Raw genomic sequence first — 16,895 nt, 5'->3', positions numbered from 1 at the left:
CGCGCGGAACCTGCTCCGCGAGGACACACTGCCTCCCATGGTCCCACGAGGCGCCGCCGACCCGCGCCTCCGCCCCGGGGTCTGTCCGAGGAGGAGAGGAACACCATGTCGACGCAGCCAGACGAGCCGACCGAGCCCACCGCCCGCGAGGCCGAGCCGGTCTCCCTCGAGGAGGACGAGACGGTCCCGCCGCGTCCGGAGGAGGAGATCGCCGACGAGCTGCGTGCCAACCCGACGTAGCCGTGGCGGAGGATCCGGCTCTCGGCGATGGGGGCCAGCCACACTCACCGAGAGCTGGGTTCTCCGGTCAGGACACGAGCAGGGCGAAGGCGCTCATGAAGGAGCCGAGGACGCCGAGCGGGATCGCGGCGACCGTGCCGAGGAAGGCGACGAGCGTGACCCGCAGGTCGTCGCGCAGGTAGGGCGCCCTGACCGGCCCGCCGGCCGCCCGCAGCAGCGCCCGCTGGGTGGCCTCCACCCGCGGGAACCACCGGGCAGTGCGCACCCTTCCCTCGTCCATCGCCTCCGTCAGGGTGGCGAGCTCCTCCTCCAGGTCGCCCGCGGCCGGCTGGTTCGTCACGACGACGACGCCTCCCGCCGTCGTCACCGGACCGTCGCCGATGTCCGCCGTCGCCCGCTGCAGCCGCTCGCGGCGCACCGCGAGGACGGCGACGGGCACGGCGAGCAGCACCGCGAGGGCGAAGGGCACCCACCCGCCCCAGGACTCGGCCTCCAGGCCGAGGAGGAGCCCGAACAGGAGGAAGACACCGACGGGCACCGCGGCGCCGACGAGCAGGAGGTAGCCCGGCCGGCGCGCGAGGCGCACGACGTTGACGACGATCTGGTTCATCGCGTCGTTGGTCGTACTCATGGCACCAAGCCTGCCACGCGAGCGGGCCTCGTCGTCCGGCAGGGTGCCGGCGGAGGGCTACTCCATGCCGCCGTCAGGGCGCTCGGCGGACGTGCTGTAGGTCTTGCGCTCCGTGTCCGTACGCGCCGGGAGGGTGCCGCGGCGGCTCGACCACCGCGGCCGGCGCTCGGCGGACACGTAGGGGTCGCGCATCTCCGGGGCCTCCCCGATCGCCTCCGGCTCGACGACGAAGTCGGTGGTGTCGTCCTCGGGATCGGCCTCACGACGCTCGTACTCCTCCGGCGGCAGCACCTGCTTCCAGGCACGCGTCCGCATGGGCGGCAGCTCACCGGCGTCCTCACGCAGGGCGCGGTACATCGCGTACATCTGGAAGTAGCCCATGACGAAGAAGGGCAGGCCGACGAGGATGATGGTCGACTCCAGCGCCTCGAGCCCGCCGCTCCCGGAGAACACGAGCAGGGTCGCGGTGATGGCACCGATGGCCAGGGCCCAGAAGATGCGCTGGTTGAGCGGGTTGAAGTCCTCGTGCCCGTTGGCCATCGTGTCGGTGACGAGCGCCGCGGAGTCCACGGACGTGACGAAGAAGATGACGACGAGGCCGATGGCGATGATCGAGACCGGCAGCGTGAACGGATGGTGCTCGAGGAAGGCGAACAGGGCGCCGGGGATGTCGCCGTCGTCCACGACACGCTCGACCAGGCCGCCGTCGCCGTTGAGCTCGATGTCGAAGGAGCCGAAGCCGAAGATGCCGAACCAGATGACGGAGAAGCCGGCCGGGATCGCCAGCACGCCGGAGACGAACTGCCGGATGGTGCGGCCCTTGGAGATGCGGGCGATGAAGATGCCCACGAAGGGCGACCACGTGATGGTCCAGGCCCAGTAGAAGACCGTCCACCCGCTCTGCCACCCGGTGTTGGCGAAGGTGTCGTTCCAGAGCGCCAGCTCCGGGAGGTTCTGCAGGTAGCTCCCGAGCGACTCGAAGGTGCCCTGGAGCATGAAGAGCGTCGAGCCGGTGACGAGGACGAAGACGAGCAGGGCGACGGCCATGACGATGTTGAAGTTCGAGAGCACCTTGATGCCCTTGTCCAGCCCGAGGGCCACCGACACGAGCGCGATCCCGCAGACCACGCCGATGATGATGAGCTGCCACCCGGCACTCTCCGGGACGCCGAAGAGCTGGCCGAGGCCACCGTTGATCTGGAGGGTGCCCAGACCGATCGAGACCGCGACACCGAAGACGGTGCCGACGATCGCAACGATGTCGATGACCTTCCCGATCGGGCCGTGGATCCGCTCACCGAGGATCGGCTGGAAGATCGAGCTGACGCGCGGCGGCAGGTTGCGCTTGTGGATGAAGTACGCGAAGCACAGCGCCGGGAGCGTGAAGATCGTCCAGGTGTGCAGCGTGAAGTGGTAGTACGTGAAGTTCATCGCGTCACTCGCCGCGGCCCAGGTCCCCGCCTCGATGCCGAGCGACTCCCCGCGGGGCGGGTCGCCGAAGTGGCTGATCGGCTCGGCCACGCCCCAGAACATGAGGATCGACCCGATGCCGGCGGCGAAGAGCATGGCGAACCAGGACAGCCCGGAGTGCTCCGGCGGCTCGTCGTCCGGCCCCAGCTTCACCCGGCCGAATCGGCCGACGGCGATGAAGAGGAGGAACACGAGGAACACGGTGACGCCGAGGATGTAGAACCAGCCGAAGTTGGCGAGCAGCCAGTCCGACGAGGCGCTGACGGCGCGGTCCAGCGGCTCCGTGAAGGCGATCGTGGCAACGACGAAGAGGATGATGATCGCGGCTGCGCCGAAGAAGATCGCCGGTGACGTCCGGAGGCGTAGCAGGTCGTGCAACCGGGTCAGCATCGAGTGGTTCTCCCTGTGAGCTCGTTGACGACTGACCGGCGGTGCCTGGCTCAGCCTGCCCCCTGCGGGGCGCCCGATCACGCTACCGAGCGCCCGCTGCTGCGCAATCGGAAGGGTTCCCGGCCGGGACGAATGACGGGCGCCACACCTGTCCCGCACGGGCCCGGCACCTGGTAAAGTTCTTCGCTGAGCCTCCGCCGGTCGTGCGGGGGCCGGCTCGCGGCTGACCACGGGTGTCCCCACTCCCCAGTCCCGGTCGCTGGCACAGCCCTCACCGACCCATTGTCTGATCGCTTCGGCGAGTAGGAGAAGTTCCACACGTGGCGAACATCAAGTCCCAGAAGAAGCGCATCCTCACCAACGAGAAGGCGCGTCTCCGCAACAAGGCCGTGAAGTCCGAGCTCAAGACGCACGTGCGTCGGGTTCGCGAGGCCATCGCCGCCGGCGACAAGGAGACCGCGACCACCGCGCTCCAGTCCGCCGGCCGCAAGCTCGACAAGGCCGCGAGCAAGGGCGTCATCCATGCCAACCAGGCCGCGCAGCGCAAGTCGAAGCTCGCCAAGCAGGTCGCCGGCCTGTAAAGACCCGGCCCTCCCGCCGACGGCGCCGTTCCCCCACCGGGGAGCGGCGCCGTCGTCGTCCGACGCCCCTCGAGGAGAGCCGATGCCCCACCGGACCACCCCCGCCCTGCCCGTCTGGCTGGCGGCGCTGCTCGCCGCCGCGATCGGTGCAGTCGTGCCCGTGCAGTCGCGCATCAACGGCGAGCTCGGCGCGCAGCTGGAGGACCCGGTCCTCGCCGCGCTGCTGAGCTTCGGCGGCGGGCTCGTCGTCATGGTCGTCGTCGCGCTCGCGCTGCCGCGGGTGCGGCGCGGGGTGCTGCGCCTCCCGGGCGCGGTCCGCCGGCGCGAGCTGCCTCCCGTCTACCTCCTCGCCGGCACGATCGGCGCGGTGCTCGTCCTCACCCAGTCCGCCGTCGTCGCCGTCGTCGGGGTGGCCGTCTTCACCGTCGCGGTGGTCGCGGGGCAGACGCTGAGCGGGCTGCTCACCGACGCGATCGGCTTTGCGCAGGACGTGCGCCGGCGGCCGACGACGCCGCGGCTCGTCGGTGCGGGCCTCGTTCTCGTGGCGGTCGTCCTCGCGGCGTCCTCCTCCTTCACCGGGGAGCGCCCGTGGCAGGAGCTGCTCCTGCCCGCCCTCCTCCCACTCCTCGCGGGCCTCCTCACCGGCTTCCAGCACGCCGCGAACGCGCGCGTCGGGGCCGTGGGCGGCTCGCCGCTGACGGCGACCGTGTCGAACTTCGTCGCGGGGACCGTCGCGCTCCTCGCCGCCGTGCTGGTCCGCGGCCGCGGGCTGCCCGAGGAGCTGCCCGGCGAGTGGTGGCTGTACACCGGGGGGCTCTACGGCATCGTCTTCATCGCCGGCTCCGCGGCGATCGTCCCGCGCACCGGCGTCCTCGTGCTCGGGCTCGGCTCGATCGCCGGCCAGCTCATCGGCTCCCTCGCGCTCGACCTGCTCGCGCCGGTCGCCGGATCGGTCGTGAGCCCGACGACGGTGGCCGGCACCCTCCTCGCGCTCGTCGCGATCTCGATCGCCTCCGTCCCCCGGCGCGGCGCGCGACAGTAGTGCCGACCCGCGTGCTCCCGCCGGTGCCGGCGCTGTGGGTGGTCCGTGGCAGGCTTGGGGCGTGCCCCCGAAGACCCGTCGCGCCAGCGCCCCGTCCGGACTGAGCTGGGACGAGGCCCCGCTCGCTCCCGTCGTGCTCGTGCGCGGCGCCGAGGGCGTGCTCAGCGACCGCGCGGTCGCGCGCATCGTCGAGCAGGCCCGCGAGGCGGACTCCGGCACGGAGGTGACCCGCCTCGACGCCGCCGCCTACGACTCCGGCCGCCTCGAGATGCTCGCCAGCCCCTCGCTCTTCGGCGAGGCCAGGTGCATCGTCATCACCGGCGTCGAGAGCTGCACCGACGCCCTCATCGACGACACCATCACCTACCTGCGCGCCCCCGCCGACGACGTCACCCTCGTCCTCCAGCACGGTGGTGGTGTGCGCGGCAAGCGTCTGCTCGACGCCGTCACCAAGGCCGGCCACCCCGTCGTGGCCTGCGAGCCGGTCAAGCGGGACGCGGAGAAGGCCGCCTTCGTCTCCGCCGAGTTCCGGCGGGCCCGCCGGCAGATCGACCAGGGCGCGATCCAGGCGCTGGTCCAGGCGGTGGGCTCCGACCTGCGCGAGCTCGCGGCCGCCTGCACGCAGCTCGTCGCCGACACCACCGGGCGCATCAGCGCGGACGTCGTCGAGCGGTACCACGGTGGCCGGGTGGAGGCGACGGGCTTCAAGGTCGCCGACGCCGCCATCGCCGGCAACGCCGGGCAGGCCGTCACGCTGCTGCGCCACGCGCTCGAGTCCGGCGCCAACCCGGTTGTCCTCGTTGCCGCGCTGGCGGTCAAGCTGCGCACGATGGCCAAGGTCGAGGCGATGTCCGGCCGCGGCGGCGCTGGTGGCCTGGGCCTGGCGCCGTGGCAGGTGGACCAGGCGCGGCGCGAGCTCGCCGGCTGGGGCCCGGAGGGGCTGGCGCGGGCGATCACCGCCGTCGCCGCCGCGGACGCCGAGGTCAAGGGCCTGAGCCGGGACCCGGTCTTCGCCGTCGAGCGCGCGGTCCTGCGCATCGTGGCGAGCCGGGGCCGGCGGTGAGCGACCCGTCCGGGGCCGGTCCGGTCCACCGCTACCGGGTGGTGCCCGCGGCCTACGTTCTCCTCCTGCGCGAGGAGACCATGGGCGCGGACAGCGTGCTGCTCCAGCTGCGCACGGGCACCGGCTTCATGGACGGGTACTGGGCCTGCGGTGCGGCCGGGCACGTCGAGGCCGGGGAGAGCGTGCTCGAGGCCGCCGTCCGCGAGGCGCATGAGGAGCTCGGTGTGAGCCTCTCCCTCGCCGATCTCGTCCCCCTCACCGCGATGCACCGGACGCAGGGCACCGGCCTGGCGATCGACGAGCGCGTCGACTTCTTCCTGGCGTGCCGCCGCTGGGACGGTGAGCCGGTGCTGCAGGAGGCCAAGGCCGCCGACCTGCGGTGGGTCCGCCTCGACGCCCTCGACTTTCTCGGCGAGCCGGTCGTTCCGCACGAGCGACACGTCCTCGACGCCCTCGCCGCGGGTACGCTGACGCCGGTCACGACCTTCGGCTTCCCTCAGCACTGAGCGGCCAGCCCGCCCTCGCGGGCCACGATGACGACGGCGCCGCACTCGTCGGTGCGCAGCACGAGGGCCCCGCCGCGTCCGTACAGCTCGAGCGTCGGCGCGGCCGGGTGGCCGAAGTCGTTGTCCGCGCCGACGCTGACGAGCGCGAGCCGCCCGCCGGCCGCATCCGCGAGCGCGGGCAGCTGGGCGGGTGAGCCGTGGTGCGGGACGAGGACGACGTCGACGGCCTCCAGCGCCTCGCCCGGTGCCGCCTGCAGCAGACCGCGCTGTCCGTCCGGCTCGAGGTCGCCGAGGGCGAGGACCGACATCTCGCTCGTCTCGAGGCGCAGGACGAGGGACAGGTCGTTCGCTGCGTCGTCGTCGCCGGGGGTGGCGAGCTCCACCGCCCGGGGCGTGGGCCACAGCCCCTGCCAGCCGATCCCGGCGACCTCGCCGGCCGTGCCGGCGCCGACCCGCTCGACGGCCGCGCCCTCCTCCTCGAGCGCCGCGAGCACCCGACGCTCCGCGTCGACCGGCCCGTCGTGCGGAGAGAGCAGCGCCCGGTGGACTGCGACCGCGTCCAGCACCTCGGGCAGCCCGCCGACGTGGTCGGCATGGAGGTGCGTGAGGACGAGCAGGTCGACCTCCGTCACGCCTGCGCCGCGCAGACAGTCCGCGGCCGCGGGACCGGCGGGTCCGACGTCGACGACGACGGCCGAGCGCGGCCCGCTGCGCAGCACGAAGCCGCTGCCCTGTCCGACGTCGCACTGGACGGCGAGCCAGTCGTCCGGGGGACCGCCGAAGAGGCTGCCCAGTGCTCGGCGCGGACCCGGGACGAGGGCGAGCAGGACGACCAGGGCCCCGACCCCCGCCCCCAGCAGCCTCGCGCGCCGGCCCCGGCGGGCGAGGACGAGGGCAAGGACCGTGACGGCTGCCAGCAGCGCCGCCCCGCCGAGGCCACCGAGCCAGGGCAGCCGCGCACCCGGCAGCTCGGCCCAGCCGACGGCGACCCACGCGATCCACCCGGTGAACCAGCCAGCGCCCGCGGCGAGGGGCTCGGTGACCCCGGGCAGCCACGGGGAGATCACGGTCGCGACGACGCCGAGCACCGTGGCCGGTGGCACGGCCGGTGCGGCCAGGACGTTGGCCGGCACGGCGTATGTGGCGACGGCCGGCTCGAGAAGGATGACGACCGGTGCGCAGCAGACCTGCGCCGCGGCGGGGACGGCGACGACGTGCGCGAGGGCGCGGGGCAGGCGCCGGGACAGGCGCTCGGCCCACGGGCCGGACAGGACGACGAGGCCGGTGGTCGCGAGCACCGAGAGGACGAAGCCGTAGGAGCGGGCGAGCCACGGGTCGAGCAGGAGGAGTACGACGACCGTGGCGCACAGCGCGGGCAGCGCCCGGGCCGGGCGCCCGAGCAGCAGGGCGAGGAGCGCGACCGCCCCCATCGTCGCCGAGCGCAGCACGCTCGCCTCCGGCCGGACGAGCACGACGAAGCACACGAGCACCGCCGCTCCGACCGCCGCGCGCAGCCAGCGCGGCGCCCAGCTGAGCAGCGCGAGGACCGCGCCGAGGACGATGGCGACGTGCGCGCCGGAGACCGCGGTGATGTGGGTGAGGGAGACCGCCCTCATCGCCTCGTCCAGCTCCGGCGGCAGGCGCGAGTCGTCGCCGACGGCGATGCCCGGCACGAGCCCGCGGGCCTGGGCCGGCGCGTCCTCGACCGCCGCGACGAGCCCCGCGCGCATCCGGTTGGCCAGGCGCTGGTGGGCGGGCGGTGGTGCCTCGACCTGCGGCTCGCCGTGCACGATGACGAGCGCGACGACGTCCTCTCCCGGCTCGGTCGCGACGAGCCGCCCGGTGACCCGCACGCGGCTGCCGAGCTCGGTGCCCGTCCAGCTCGGCGGCGCGAGGAGGAGCACCGGCGCGCGGGCCCGCGCCGTGAGCCCGCGCCCCACGACGAGGTCCGCACGCACCGGCACCATGACGCGCTCACCGCCCCCGCGCTCCGGGTCAGCGGCGACGACGGCGGGGTCACCGGTCACCGGCCCGCTCACCGTGGCGACCGCCCCGGCGGCGACGAGCTCGCTGAGCAGCCCGCCCGCGCGTTGGTGGACGTGCGCGGCGACCGCGGCGAGCACAAGGGCCGCGATGACAAGCGCGAGCACCGCCGTCGCCTGCGGGGTGGGTCCGGCGCGGTCCCGGTGCCGCCCGCCGCACCGCAGCGTCCACCCGAGCCGCAGCGCGAGGAGCAGGAGCACCCCCGCACCGGCGCCGGCGGCCGCGGGCGGGAGGAGGACACCGGCGAAGGCCGCGGCCCAGGCGGCGAGCGCGGCGGGGACGAGCCGCAGGTCGAGAGTCATACGCGCACCCGGTCCCTGATCTTCTCGAGGGTGGCCGGACCGATGCCCGACACCTCGAGGAGCTCCTCGACGGAGTGGAAGGGCCCGTTGGCGTCGCGCCACTCGAGGATGCGCTGGGCGATGGCGGGGCCGACGCCGGGCAGGGTGTCGAGGGCGGCGAGGTCGGCGGAGTTGAGGTCGACCACCGCGCCGTCTGCCGCCGGCTCTCCCGCCGCGCCGGCCGGTCCGGGGGCCGGTTCCGGTGCAGCAGCGGCGCCGGGCGGTGCTTCCCCCACCCGCGGCACGTACACCTGCTCCCCGTCGACCAGCGGCCGGGCCAGGTTGACCGCCGCGAGCTCCGCGTCCGGCTGCTCGCCCCCGGCCGCGGTGACGGCGTCCCCCACCCGCGCACCGGCCGGCAGCTCGAGGACCCCGGGCCGGTGGACCGCCCCCGCCACGTGGACGACGACGACGCTCGCCCCCGCCGTCGCCGCCTCACCCGCGCCCGGGTCCGGCCCCGCCGTCTCGGGCGGCTCGCTGGGCGGAGCCACGGGCGGAGCCTCGGGGTCGGACTCGACGACCTCGCTCACCACGGGCACCGGGACCGCGTCGGTGGGGCCGGTGGCGATCGCCCGGGCAACCACCGCTCCGGCGAAGGCGGCGACCACCGCGAGGACGACGACCACCGCCCGGCCGGAGACCACCCACCGCCGCGGCGGCGGCTCGCGCACCCGCCCGCGCCCGCCGTCGGCCGCCGATTCGCTGCCCTCCCCGCTGACGATGCGGTCGAACTCGCGCCCGGCCTCGTCGTCCAGGTCAAGATGCCCGGACGTGGCCGTGTAGGCGCGCCGGGTCAGCGCCCGCAGCCGGGCCGCGGAGTCCGTCCGCCTCGTCGGTGCCATGCGCGTGACCGTACGGACCGGCGCCCACGGCCGAACCGGGCCGTCACCCCGACCGGGGACGCGGCCTGCACGCGGCCGTCCTGGGGAGCAGCGTCAGCCCGCGAAGGGGGCGACCGCGCCGATGACCACCGTCTCCTCGGTGGCGGAGGGGTTGGCCCACCAGTGGGCCTGGGAGCACTCGTAGGTGATGGTGTCGCCTGCGCCGAGCTCGTGCCGGGCCTCGCCGAGGACGACGTCCAGCCGCCCGCTCAGCACGTGCACCGACTCCAGCCCCAGGTGCCGGAACGGGCGCGCGGCGTTGGAGAACCCGGGCGGCATGACGGTGCGGATGAGCTGCAGCGGCAGGTTCTGGTCGGGGGTGAGGAGCTCGCGCACCGGCCGTGGCGAGTCCTCCTGACCCGGCTCGACGTCGGCGAGCACGAGGCGGGAGTCGGCCCGGACGATCGGGTCGCCGTGGCGCTGCGCGCTCTGCAGGAGGGAGACGAGCTGGGTGCCGAGCGCGCCCGCGAGCCGGGACAGCGTCTGGAGAGAGGGGTTGCCACGCCCACGCTCGAGCTGGCTGAGCAGCCCCGTGCTCAGCCCGGACCGCGCGGCAAGCGCCTCGACCGACAGCCCCATGCGCTGCCGGCTGCGCCGGACGACGGCTCCGAGGGCACCGACGTCGAGGGCGTCCTGGCCCGCCGCGGAGTGGCTCACGGGACCATGCTAGAGCGCTGCGGCCGGCGCCTCCGCGGCGCCGTCGAGGTCGAGCAGCCGGCACAGCTCACCGACCGGGTCACGATGGTCGTCCACCCGCAGGTCGACGACGGCGTCCGGTGGCCACCCGCCGTCGTCCGTGCCGGCGACGACGACGACGGCGGCACTCTGCCGACCGCGTCGGTCGCCGCCCGCGCGGTCACCGGCCGTCAGCGCCGCGAGAAGGCGGGCGGCGAGCGGGGCGTCCGCCGCAGCCGCGAAGGCCGCGTCCATCGCCTCGAGCACCTCCCGGCCGGTGAGGAGGTTGCCCGCGAGCGCCACGTCGGGGCGCACCCAGCCCCCCGCCCAGGGCAGGCACTGCGGCCCGGTCCACACCGCGCCGTGGCCGGCGGCGTCGAGGAGGGCGACCTGCCGCTGCGGGAAGCGCGCGTCCTCCTCACCGAGCACCGCCAGCACGTCGGGCGCGGAGACACCGGCGCGGAGGAGCTCGAGCCCACGCGACCGGAAGGCGCGGTTCGTGCGCGCCTGGGTCGCCACGGCGCCCACACCTGGAGCGGCGGCGGGCACGGCGGCGCCGACGGCGAGCGTGCACGTCGCGGTGGCCACGCCCAGCGTGTCACCGCTGCGAGCGACGATGGAGAAGGTCATCGGGTCCCTGAGGTCTCGGCTCGGAGGACGGACCCGTCTTGTGCCCGTCACACGGAAGTAACATACTGACGATATCTTCACTCGAATGACAGCGGCACGGCAACCAAAGGAGCTCACCATGTCCGCCTCCACCCGCCGGCTCGTCGCATCCGTCGCGGCAGCCCTGACCCTCGCCGCCTGCAGCACCGGCGAGGGCGTCGACGTCGACGGCACCGACGACGCGACCGGCGACGCCGCCCCCACGGGCGAGGTCGTCGTCGCCGGGATCGCCGGCGAGCCCGACCAGCTCGACCCGCACAGCACGACCGCCTACTTCTCCTTCCAGGTCCTCGAGAACGTCTTCGACACCCTCGTCCAGCCCGACGAGAACCTCGAGATGGTCCCCGCTCTCGCGGAGTCCTGGACCACCAGCGAGGACCAGCTCACCTGGACCTTCACCCTCCGTGACGACGTCACCTGGCACGACGGCTCCCCCTTCACCGCCGACGACGTCGTCTACTCCTTCACCCGCATCATCGACGAGGAGCTCGCGAACTCCTGGCGCTTCTCCGCCGTCGAGAGCGTCGAGGCCACCGACGAGTCGACGGTGACGATCACCGTCTCCAGCCCCTCCCCCAACCTGCTCGCCAACATCGGCGGCTTCAAGGGCGTGGCGATCGTCCAGCAGGAGAACGTCGAGTCCGGCGAGATCGGCACCGCGCCCGTCGGCACGGGGCCCTTCCGGGTCGAGGGCTACGCGACGGGCGAGTCGATCGACCTCGTCGCGAACCCGGACTACTGGGGCGGCGCGCCCGCCGTCGGCGGCGTCACCTTCGAGTTCATCCCCGAGCCGACGACGGCGCTCGCCGCCCTGCAGGCCGGGGAGATCCACTGGACCGACAACATCCCGCCGCAGCAGGTCGCCTCGCTCTCCGGCGACGACGCCGTCGAGGTGGGTCAGGTCGGCTCGAACGACTACTGGTACCTGGCCCTCAACCAGGCGAGGGAGCCCTACGGGGACGTCCGCGTCCGCCAGGCCATCGCCTTCGCCATCGACCGTGAGGCCATCACCGAGGCGACGATGTACGGCAACGCGACGGTCAACCAGACGGCCATCCCCGAGTCCTCGCGCTTCCACACCCCCTACGACCGCTACTCCCACGACGTCGCCCAGGCGCAGGAGCTGCTCACCGAGGCGGGCGTCGCCGAGGGGGACCTCACCCTCGACCTCATGGTTGCCAGCGACTACCCGGAGACCGTCCAGGCCGCCCAGATCATCGAGAGCCAGCTCGCGGAGGTCGGCATCGCCGTCGAGATCCGCACCCTCGACTTCGGCACGTGGCTGGACGAGCAGGGCCAGGGCAGCTACGACATGCTCATGATGGGCTGGCTGGGCAACCTCGACCCGGACGACTTCTACTACTCCCAGCACCACTCCGAGGGCGGCAACAACTACCAGGGCTACAGCAACCCCGAGGTCGACGCGCTGCTCGAGCAGGGCCGGGTGGAGACGGACGAGGAGGCTCGCGAGGAGATCTACGACCAGGTCGCCACGCAGGTCGCCGACGACGTCAGCTACATCTACCTCTACAACCCCGACGTCGTGCAGGCGTGGAGCCCGCAGCTCGAGGGGTACACCGTGATGAGCAACCGGGCGATCCGCTTCAAGGACGTCTCGCTCGGCGAGTGACGAGGAGCTCGACATGGCCTTCGTCCTGCGACGGGTCCTCCACTCGGCGGTCGTGCTGCTCGGGGTTTCCGTCCTCGTCTTCGCGATCGTCCAGCTCGTCCCCGGCGACCCCGTGCGCATCGCCATGGGCACGCGCTTCGACCCGGACGTCTACGCGCGCCTGCGCGAGGCCTCGGGCCTGGATGAGCCGCTGGTGCAGCAGTACCTCGGCTACGTCACCAGCGCGCTGACCGGGGACCTCGGGGTGTCCTTCCGCTCCGGGCAGCCGGTGACCGAGGTCCTCCTCGGCCGCCTGCCCGCGACGGTCTCGATGGCCGGCACGGGCATCGTCATCGCGCTGCTCGTGTCCTTCCCGCTCGGGCTCTTCGCCGCGCTGCGCCACGGCCGCGCGAGCGACGCCGTCGTCCGCGGGGTGTCCCAGCTCGGGGTGTCGGTCCCCGACTTCTGGATGGCGATGCTGTTCATCCTGCTGTTCTCCTCGACCCTCGGCTGGCTGCCGCCCTCCGGCTACGTCCCGCTGACCGAGGACCCGGCCGGGTGGGCACGCCGGGTGGTCATGCCCGCGCTCACGATCGGGCTGGTCGCCGGCTCGATCCTCACCCGCTACATCCGCTCCTCCGTGCTCGAGGTGCTCGCCGCCGACCACGTCCGTACCGCGCGTTCCAAGGGGCTGCGGGACAGGGTGGTGCTCGGGCGCCACGTCGTGCGCAACTCCCTCATCCCCGTCCTCACGATCACGGGCAACCAGCTCGCGACGATGCTCGGCGGGGTCGTCGTCGTCGAGGTCGTCTTCGCCTGGCCCGGGCTGGGACGCCTCATCTACGACGCCGTCCTCGCCCGCGACTACCCGCTCCTCCAGGGGGCCATCCTGCTCACCGCCGCCATCTTCCTGCTCATCAACCTGCTCGTCGACCTCCTCTACAGCAAGGTCGACCCGCGGATCCGGGTGACCTCGTGAGCGCCGTGACCACGGTCCCGCCGGCCGCCCCGTCCGCACCGCGCCGCCCGCCGAACCGGCTCCGCGCCGTCCGGGCGCTGGTGCGCCGGCCGGTCGCCGTCGTCGGGCTGCTCGTGCTCGCCGTCGTCGTCGTGGCCGCCGCGCTGGGCGAGCAGCTCGCGCCCTACCCGGCCAACGCCGTCGACGTCGCGCGTGCGCTGCAGCCACCGAGCGGCGAGCACCTCTTCGGCACCGACGAGCTCGGTCGCGACGTGTTCTCCCGCGTGCTCCTCGCCGCGCGCGTCTCCGTCCAGGTCGCGCTCGTGTCGGTAACCATCGCGCTGGTCGCGGGCGTGCTGCTCGGGGTGGTCGCCGGGTACTTCGGCGGGTGGCTCGACACCGTCATCATGCGCAGCGCCGACGTCCTGTTCGCCTTCCCGGTCATGCTGCTCGCGATGGCCATCGTCGCCATCCTCGGCCCGGGGCTGACGACGGCGATGGTCGCGATCGGGGTCGTGTACATCCCGATCTTCGCGCGGGTCACGCGCGCCAGCGTGCTGGGCGTGCGCACCGAGCCCTACGTGCGTGCCGCGGTCTCGCTCGGCGCGGGGCCGGGGCGGGTCATCGGGCGCCACGTCCTGCCGAACATCGCCGCGCCGATCATCGTCCAGACCTCCCTCTCGCTCGCCTTCGCGATCCTCTCCGAGGCCTCGCTGTCCTTCCTCGGCCTGGGGGTGCAGCCACCGGAGCCCTCGTGGGGCCGGATGCTCTTCGACGCGCGCGGCTTCCTCGACCAGGCCTGGTGGATGAGCATCTTCCCGGGGGCCGCCGTCTTCGTCACCGTCCTCGCCTGCAACCTCGTGGGCGACGCCCTGCGCGACGTCCTCGACGTCCGCGCCGACACCGGAGGCAAGCCGTGAGCCCCGCCCTCGAGGTCCGCGACCTCCGCGTCCGCATCGGAACCGCCGAGATCGTCGGCGGGGTGAGCTGGTCGGTGGAGCCGGGCCAGACCCTCGGGATCGTCGGTGAGTCCGGATCCGGGAAGTCGATGAGCGTCCTCGCCGCGACCGGGCTCGTCGGTGCGCCGACGGCGCAGGTCACCGGGCAGGTGCTCCTCGGGGACGACGACGGCGGCCCGCGCGACCTCCTCACCCTCTCCCCCGAGGCCCTGCGCCGGGTGCGCGGACGCGGCATCGGCTTCGTCTTCCAGGACCCGGCCACCTCGCTCAACCCCGTCCTCTCGGTCGAGCGGCAGCTCACCGAGGGCCTGGAGGAGCACCTCGGCATGACGCGCCGGGCCGCCACGGCGCGGGCGCTCGAGCTCCTCGAGCTCGTCGGGATCCCGGACCCCGAGCGGCGGCTGCGGTCCTACCCGCACGAGCTCTCGGGAGGCATGCGCCAGCGCGTGATGATCGCGATCGCGCTGGCCTGCGAGCCGAGGGTCCTCATCGCCGACGAGGCGACGACGGCGCTGGACGTCACCATCCAGGCCCAGATCCTCGACGCGGTCCGTCACCTCCAGGAGCGGCTGGGCACGGCGACGGTGTGGATCAGCCACGACCTCGCCGTCGTCGGTGGTCTCGCCGACCACGTGGCAGTCATGTACGGCGGCCAGGTACTCGAGCAGGCCGACGTCCTCACCCTCTTCCGGGAGCGCGCCCACCCGTACACCGAGGGGCTGTTCGCCGCCCGGCCGCGGCTCGGCTCCGGCAACGAGGAGCTCGTGACGATCCCGGGCAGTCCACCGGACCCGCGCGCGCTGCCGCCGGGCTGCGTCTTCTGGGACCGGTGCACCGTGCGCGGCGACGAGCGCTGCGCCACGCAACGACCGGAGCTGCGGGAGGTGGCCCCGGGCCACCGGGTGCGCTCCTTCTACACGACGCCCCGGGAGGCGAGATGACGGTGCCCCTGCTCGAGGTGCGCGAGCTCCAGGTCCGTTTCCCCGTCCCCGCGGTGCGGGGTCTGGGGCGCCAGTGGGTGCACGCCGTCGAGGACGTCTCCTTCACCCTCGACCGGGGCGAGACGCTCGGCCTGGTCGGCGAGTCCGGCAGTGGGAAGTCGACGATCGGGAACGCGCTGCTCAGTCTCGTCACGCCGAGCGCGGGGCGGGTGCTGCTCGACGGTGAGGACGTGCTCGCGGCCCGCGGCCGGCGCCTGCGGCAGCTGCGCCGCCGGGCGGCGATGGTCTTCCAGGACCCGCTCGCCTCCCTCGACCCGCGGCGCACCGTCGCGGAGTCCGTCCGGGAGCCGCTGGAGATCCACGGGCTGCACCGCGGCGCCGCCCGGGGCCGGCGGGTGGCCGAGCTCATGGACCTCGTCGGGCTGCCCGAGCGCTTCCTCGACCACTACCCGCACGAGCTGTCCGGCGGGCAGCGCCAGCGGGTCTCGATCGCGCGCGCCCTTGCAGGGGAGCCCTCGCTCGTCGTCCTCGACGAGGCGACGGCCTCGCTCGACGTGTCCGTCCAGGCACAGATCATGAACCTGCTCCGGGACCTGCAGCGCGAGCTCGGGCTCGCGTACCTCTTCATCTCCCACGATCTCGCCGCCGTGGAGCACATGAGCCACCGCGTGCAGGTGATGTACCTGGGCCGGCTCATGGAGCTCGCCGGACGCGAGCAGATCTACGCCGAGCCGGGGCACCCCTACACGCAGGCGCTCATGTCGGCGATCCCCAAGGACGACCCCGTCGCCGAGCGCGAGCGCCGCCGGATCATCCTCGAGGGCGACATCCCCTCCCCCGTCGACCCGCCCTCGGGCTGCGTCTTCCGCACCCGCTGCCCCCTCGCCGTCGAGGAGTGCGCCCACCACGTGCCGACCGTGACGCTCGGCCCGGGCCACGTGTCCAACTGCGTGCGAGCCGGGGAGCGCGTCCCCGTCGGTTAGGCCGGAGCGAGCGAGACCCCCACGACGCCGGGGCCCGTGTGCGCCCCGACGACGGCGGTCACCTCGCTGCGGACGAGGCTTGTGACCTGCGCGCCCGTCTCCGCCAGCCGCTGCTCGAGCTCGGCGGTGAGGGCGTCGGCCGCCTCCGCGTCGGCGAAGTGGTGGACGGCCACCCGGACGGGCCCGCCGTCGCCGCGCGGGGTGGCGGCACCCGGCCCACCAGCGGCGCGCACGGCGAGCTCGACGATCCGGCGCCGCGTGCGGGCAGCGCCCGGCGCCGTCTCGGTGACGGCGAGACACCCGCCGCGCAGCGCGAGGATCGGACGCACGCCCAGCGCAGAGCCGACGAAGGCGCGTGCCGGGCCGATCCGCCCGCCGCGGGCGAGGTGGCGCAGGTCCGGCACCGCGAAGAGGACGCTGCTGCGGGCGGCAGTCTCCCGCGCCGCCGCGAGGACGCTCTCGACGTCCGCCCCGCCGGCTGCCCGCTCGGCGGCCGCGACCGCGGCGAACCCCGTCCCACCGCCCACGGTGCGCGTGTCGACCACGTGCACCGGCGTGCCACGCCGCTCGGTCACCTCCTCGGCGGCGAGCCGGGCGAGGGCCACCGTCCCCGACAGCTCGGCCGACAGGTGCAGGCACACGACGGCGGAGGCACCGTCGTCGACGGCAGCCTCCATCGCGTCGGTGAGCGCCTGCCGGGAGGGTTGCGACGTCGTCGCCGTGCCGCCGCCACGAAGGTGAGCGGCGAGCTCCTCGCGGCTCAGGGCGTCGTCGGGGTGGTCCACGCCGTCGAGCACGATGCGCAGCGGGACCACGCGGATCCCCAGACGCTCCGCCGTCGCCGGGGACAGGGAGGCCGTGGAGTCGGTGAGGACCGCGACGCCGGGCATCAGCCCATCATCGCATCCGCCCG

The 16,895-nt window shown here is 74.0% G+C and carries 17 protein-coding genes; 10 read left to right on the top strand and 7 right to left on the bottom strand.

The window, feature by feature from the left end; all coding sequences use genetic code 11:
* The first annotated feature begins 105 nt into the window (after positions 1 to 105).
* Positions 106 to 240 (top strand): hypothetical protein, encoded by a 135-nt coding sequence (locus tag AA0005_RS07115; RefSeq protein WP_413452715.1) that lies wholly within the window; start codon positions 106 to 108, stop codon positions 238 to 240.
* Positions 241 to 307: 67 nt separating this feature from the next.
* On the opposite strand, the gene AA0005_RS07110 is transcribed toward AA0005_RS07115, so the two are convergent.
* Together AA0005_RS07110 and AA0005_RS07105 are read right to left on the bottom strand one after the other, a co-directional pair.
* Positions 308 to 871 carry a hypothetical protein gene (locus AA0005_RS07110; protein ID WP_413452714.1) on the bottom strand — a complete coding sequence of 188 codons (564 nt, stop codon included), beginning with the start codon at positions 869 to 871 and terminating at the stop codon, positions 308 to 310.
* A gap of 57 nt (positions 872 to 928) precedes the next feature.
* Positions 929 to 2,731 (bottom strand): BCCT family transporter, encoded by a 1,803-nt coding sequence (locus tag AA0005_RS07105; RefSeq protein ID WP_413452713.1) that lies wholly within the window; start codon positions 2,729 to 2,731, stop codon positions 929 to 931.
* A gap of 320 nt (positions 2,732 to 3,051) precedes the next feature.
* Here AA0005_RS07105 and rpsT point away from each other — a divergent pair, with 320 nt between their 5' ends.
* From rpsT to AA0005_RS07085, 4 genes are all read left to right on the top strand, one after another.
* Complete coding sequence (gene rpsT, locus AA0005_RS07100) at positions 3,052 to 3,312, top strand: 30S ribosomal protein S20 (RefSeq protein ID WP_413452712.1); 261 nt, start codon at positions 3,052 to 3,054, stop codon at positions 3,310 to 3,312.
* An 82-nt stretch (positions 3,313 to 3,394) separates the two neighbouring features.
* Positions 3,395 to 4,354 (top strand): DMT family transporter, encoded by a 960-nt coding sequence (locus AA0005_RS07095; protein ID WP_413452711.1) that lies wholly within the window; start codon positions 3,395 to 3,397, stop codon positions 4,352 to 4,354.
* A gap of 61 nt (positions 4,355 to 4,415) precedes the next feature.
* The gene (gene holA / locus AA0005_RS07090; RefSeq protein WP_413452710.1) at positions 4,416 to 5,417 is read left to right on the top strand and encodes a DNA polymerase III subunit delta; all 1,002 of its coding nucleotides are present in this window, start codon (positions 4,416 to 4,418) and stop codon (positions 5,415 to 5,417) included.
* Positions 5,414 to 5,923, top strand: coding sequence for an NUDIX domain-containing protein (locus AA0005_RS07085; RefSeq protein ID WP_413452709.1), 510 nt, complete (start codon positions 5,414 to 5,416; stop codon positions 5,921 to 5,923). The genes holA and AA0005_RS07085 overlap by 4 nt, the downstream gene beginning before the upstream one ends.
* On the opposite strand, the gene AA0005_RS07080 is transcribed toward AA0005_RS07085, so the two are convergent.
* The 4 genes from AA0005_RS07080 to AA0005_RS07065 form a co-directional block, all read right to left on the bottom strand.
* Positions 5,914 to 8,268 (bottom strand): ComEC/Rec2 family competence protein, encoded by a 2,355-nt coding sequence (locus AA0005_RS07080; protein WP_413452708.1) that lies wholly within the window; start codon positions 8,266 to 8,268, stop codon positions 5,914 to 5,916. The two genes, AA0005_RS07085 and AA0005_RS07080, sit on opposite strands and share 10 nt — an antisense overlap.
* The gene (locus AA0005_RS07075; RefSeq protein WP_413452707.1) at positions 8,265 to 9,149 is read right to left on the bottom strand and encodes a helix-hairpin-helix domain-containing protein; all 885 of its coding nucleotides are present in this window, start codon (positions 9,147 to 9,149) and stop codon (positions 8,265 to 8,267) included. Before AA0005_RS07075 ends, AA0005_RS07080 begins: the two co-directional genes overlap by 4 nt.
* A 93-nt stretch (positions 9,150 to 9,242) precedes the next feature.
* Positions 9,243 to 9,845 (bottom strand): helix-turn-helix domain-containing protein, encoded by a 603-nt coding sequence (locus AA0005_RS07070; protein WP_413452706.1) that lies wholly within the window; start codon positions 9,843 to 9,845, stop codon positions 9,243 to 9,245.
* Between the two features lie 9 nt (positions 9,846 to 9,854).
* Entirely contained in the window at positions 9,855 to 10,493 is a 639-nt protein-coding gene (locus tag AA0005_RS07065; protein WP_413452705.1) for a DUF1028 domain-containing protein, read from the bottom strand.
* 118 nt (positions 10,494 to 10,611) lie between these two features.
* Between AA0005_RS07065 and AA0005_RS07060 the strand changes: the two genes are divergently transcribed.
* The 5 genes from AA0005_RS07060 to AA0005_RS07040 are packed head-to-tail and all read left to right on the top strand — an operon-like array spanning position 10,612 to position 15,982.
* On the top strand, positions 10,612 to 12,162 hold the full coding sequence (locus AA0005_RS07060; RefSeq protein ID WP_413452704.1) for an ABC transporter substrate-binding protein: 1,551 nt from the start codon (positions 10,612 to 10,614) through the stop codon (positions 12,160 to 12,162).
* A gap of 13 nt (positions 12,163 to 12,175) precedes the next feature.
* A complete protein-coding gene (locus AA0005_RS07055; protein ID WP_413452703.1) occupies positions 12,176 to 13,120 on the top strand; it encodes an ABC transporter permease in 945 nt (314 codons plus the stop codon).
* Positions 13,117 to 14,019, top strand: coding sequence for an ABC transporter permease (locus tag AA0005_RS07050; RefSeq protein WP_413452702.1), 903 nt, complete (start codon positions 13,117 to 13,119; stop codon positions 14,017 to 14,019). Before AA0005_RS07055 ends, AA0005_RS07050 begins: the two co-directional genes overlap by 4 nt.
* Positions 14,016 to 14,999: an ABC transporter ATP-binding protein gene (locus AA0005_RS07045; RefSeq protein ID WP_413452701.1), complete on the top strand. Its 984-nt coding sequence runs from the start codon at positions 14,016 to 14,018 to the stop codon at positions 14,997 to 14,999. The genes AA0005_RS07050 and AA0005_RS07045 overlap by 4 nt, the downstream gene beginning before the upstream one ends.
* On the top strand, positions 14,996 to 15,982 hold the full coding sequence (locus tag AA0005_RS07040) for an ABC transporter ATP-binding protein (RefSeq protein WP_413452700.1): 987 nt from the start codon (positions 14,996 to 14,998) through the stop codon (positions 15,980 to 15,982). Before AA0005_RS07045 ends, AA0005_RS07040 begins: the two co-directional genes overlap by 4 nt.
* Here the strand turns inward: AA0005_RS07040 and AA0005_RS07035 are convergent.
* Positions 15,979 to 16,872, bottom strand: coding sequence for a DegV family protein (locus AA0005_RS07035; protein WP_413452699.1), 894 nt, complete (start codon positions 16,870 to 16,872; stop codon positions 15,979 to 15,981). The two genes, AA0005_RS07040 and AA0005_RS07035, sit on opposite strands and share 4 nt — an antisense overlap.
* Positions 16,873 to 16,895: the final 23 nt, after the last annotated feature.

Origin of the sequence: Georgenia phoenicis, from assembly GCF_047302425.1 — a bacterium.
In the GTDB taxonomy this organism is placed as follows: domain Bacteria; phylum Actinomycetota; class Actinomycetes; order Actinomycetales; family Actinomycetaceae; genus Oceanitalea.
Note: the sequence above shows the minus strand (reverse complement) of the source record. Positions and strands in the feature narration are given on the sequence as shown.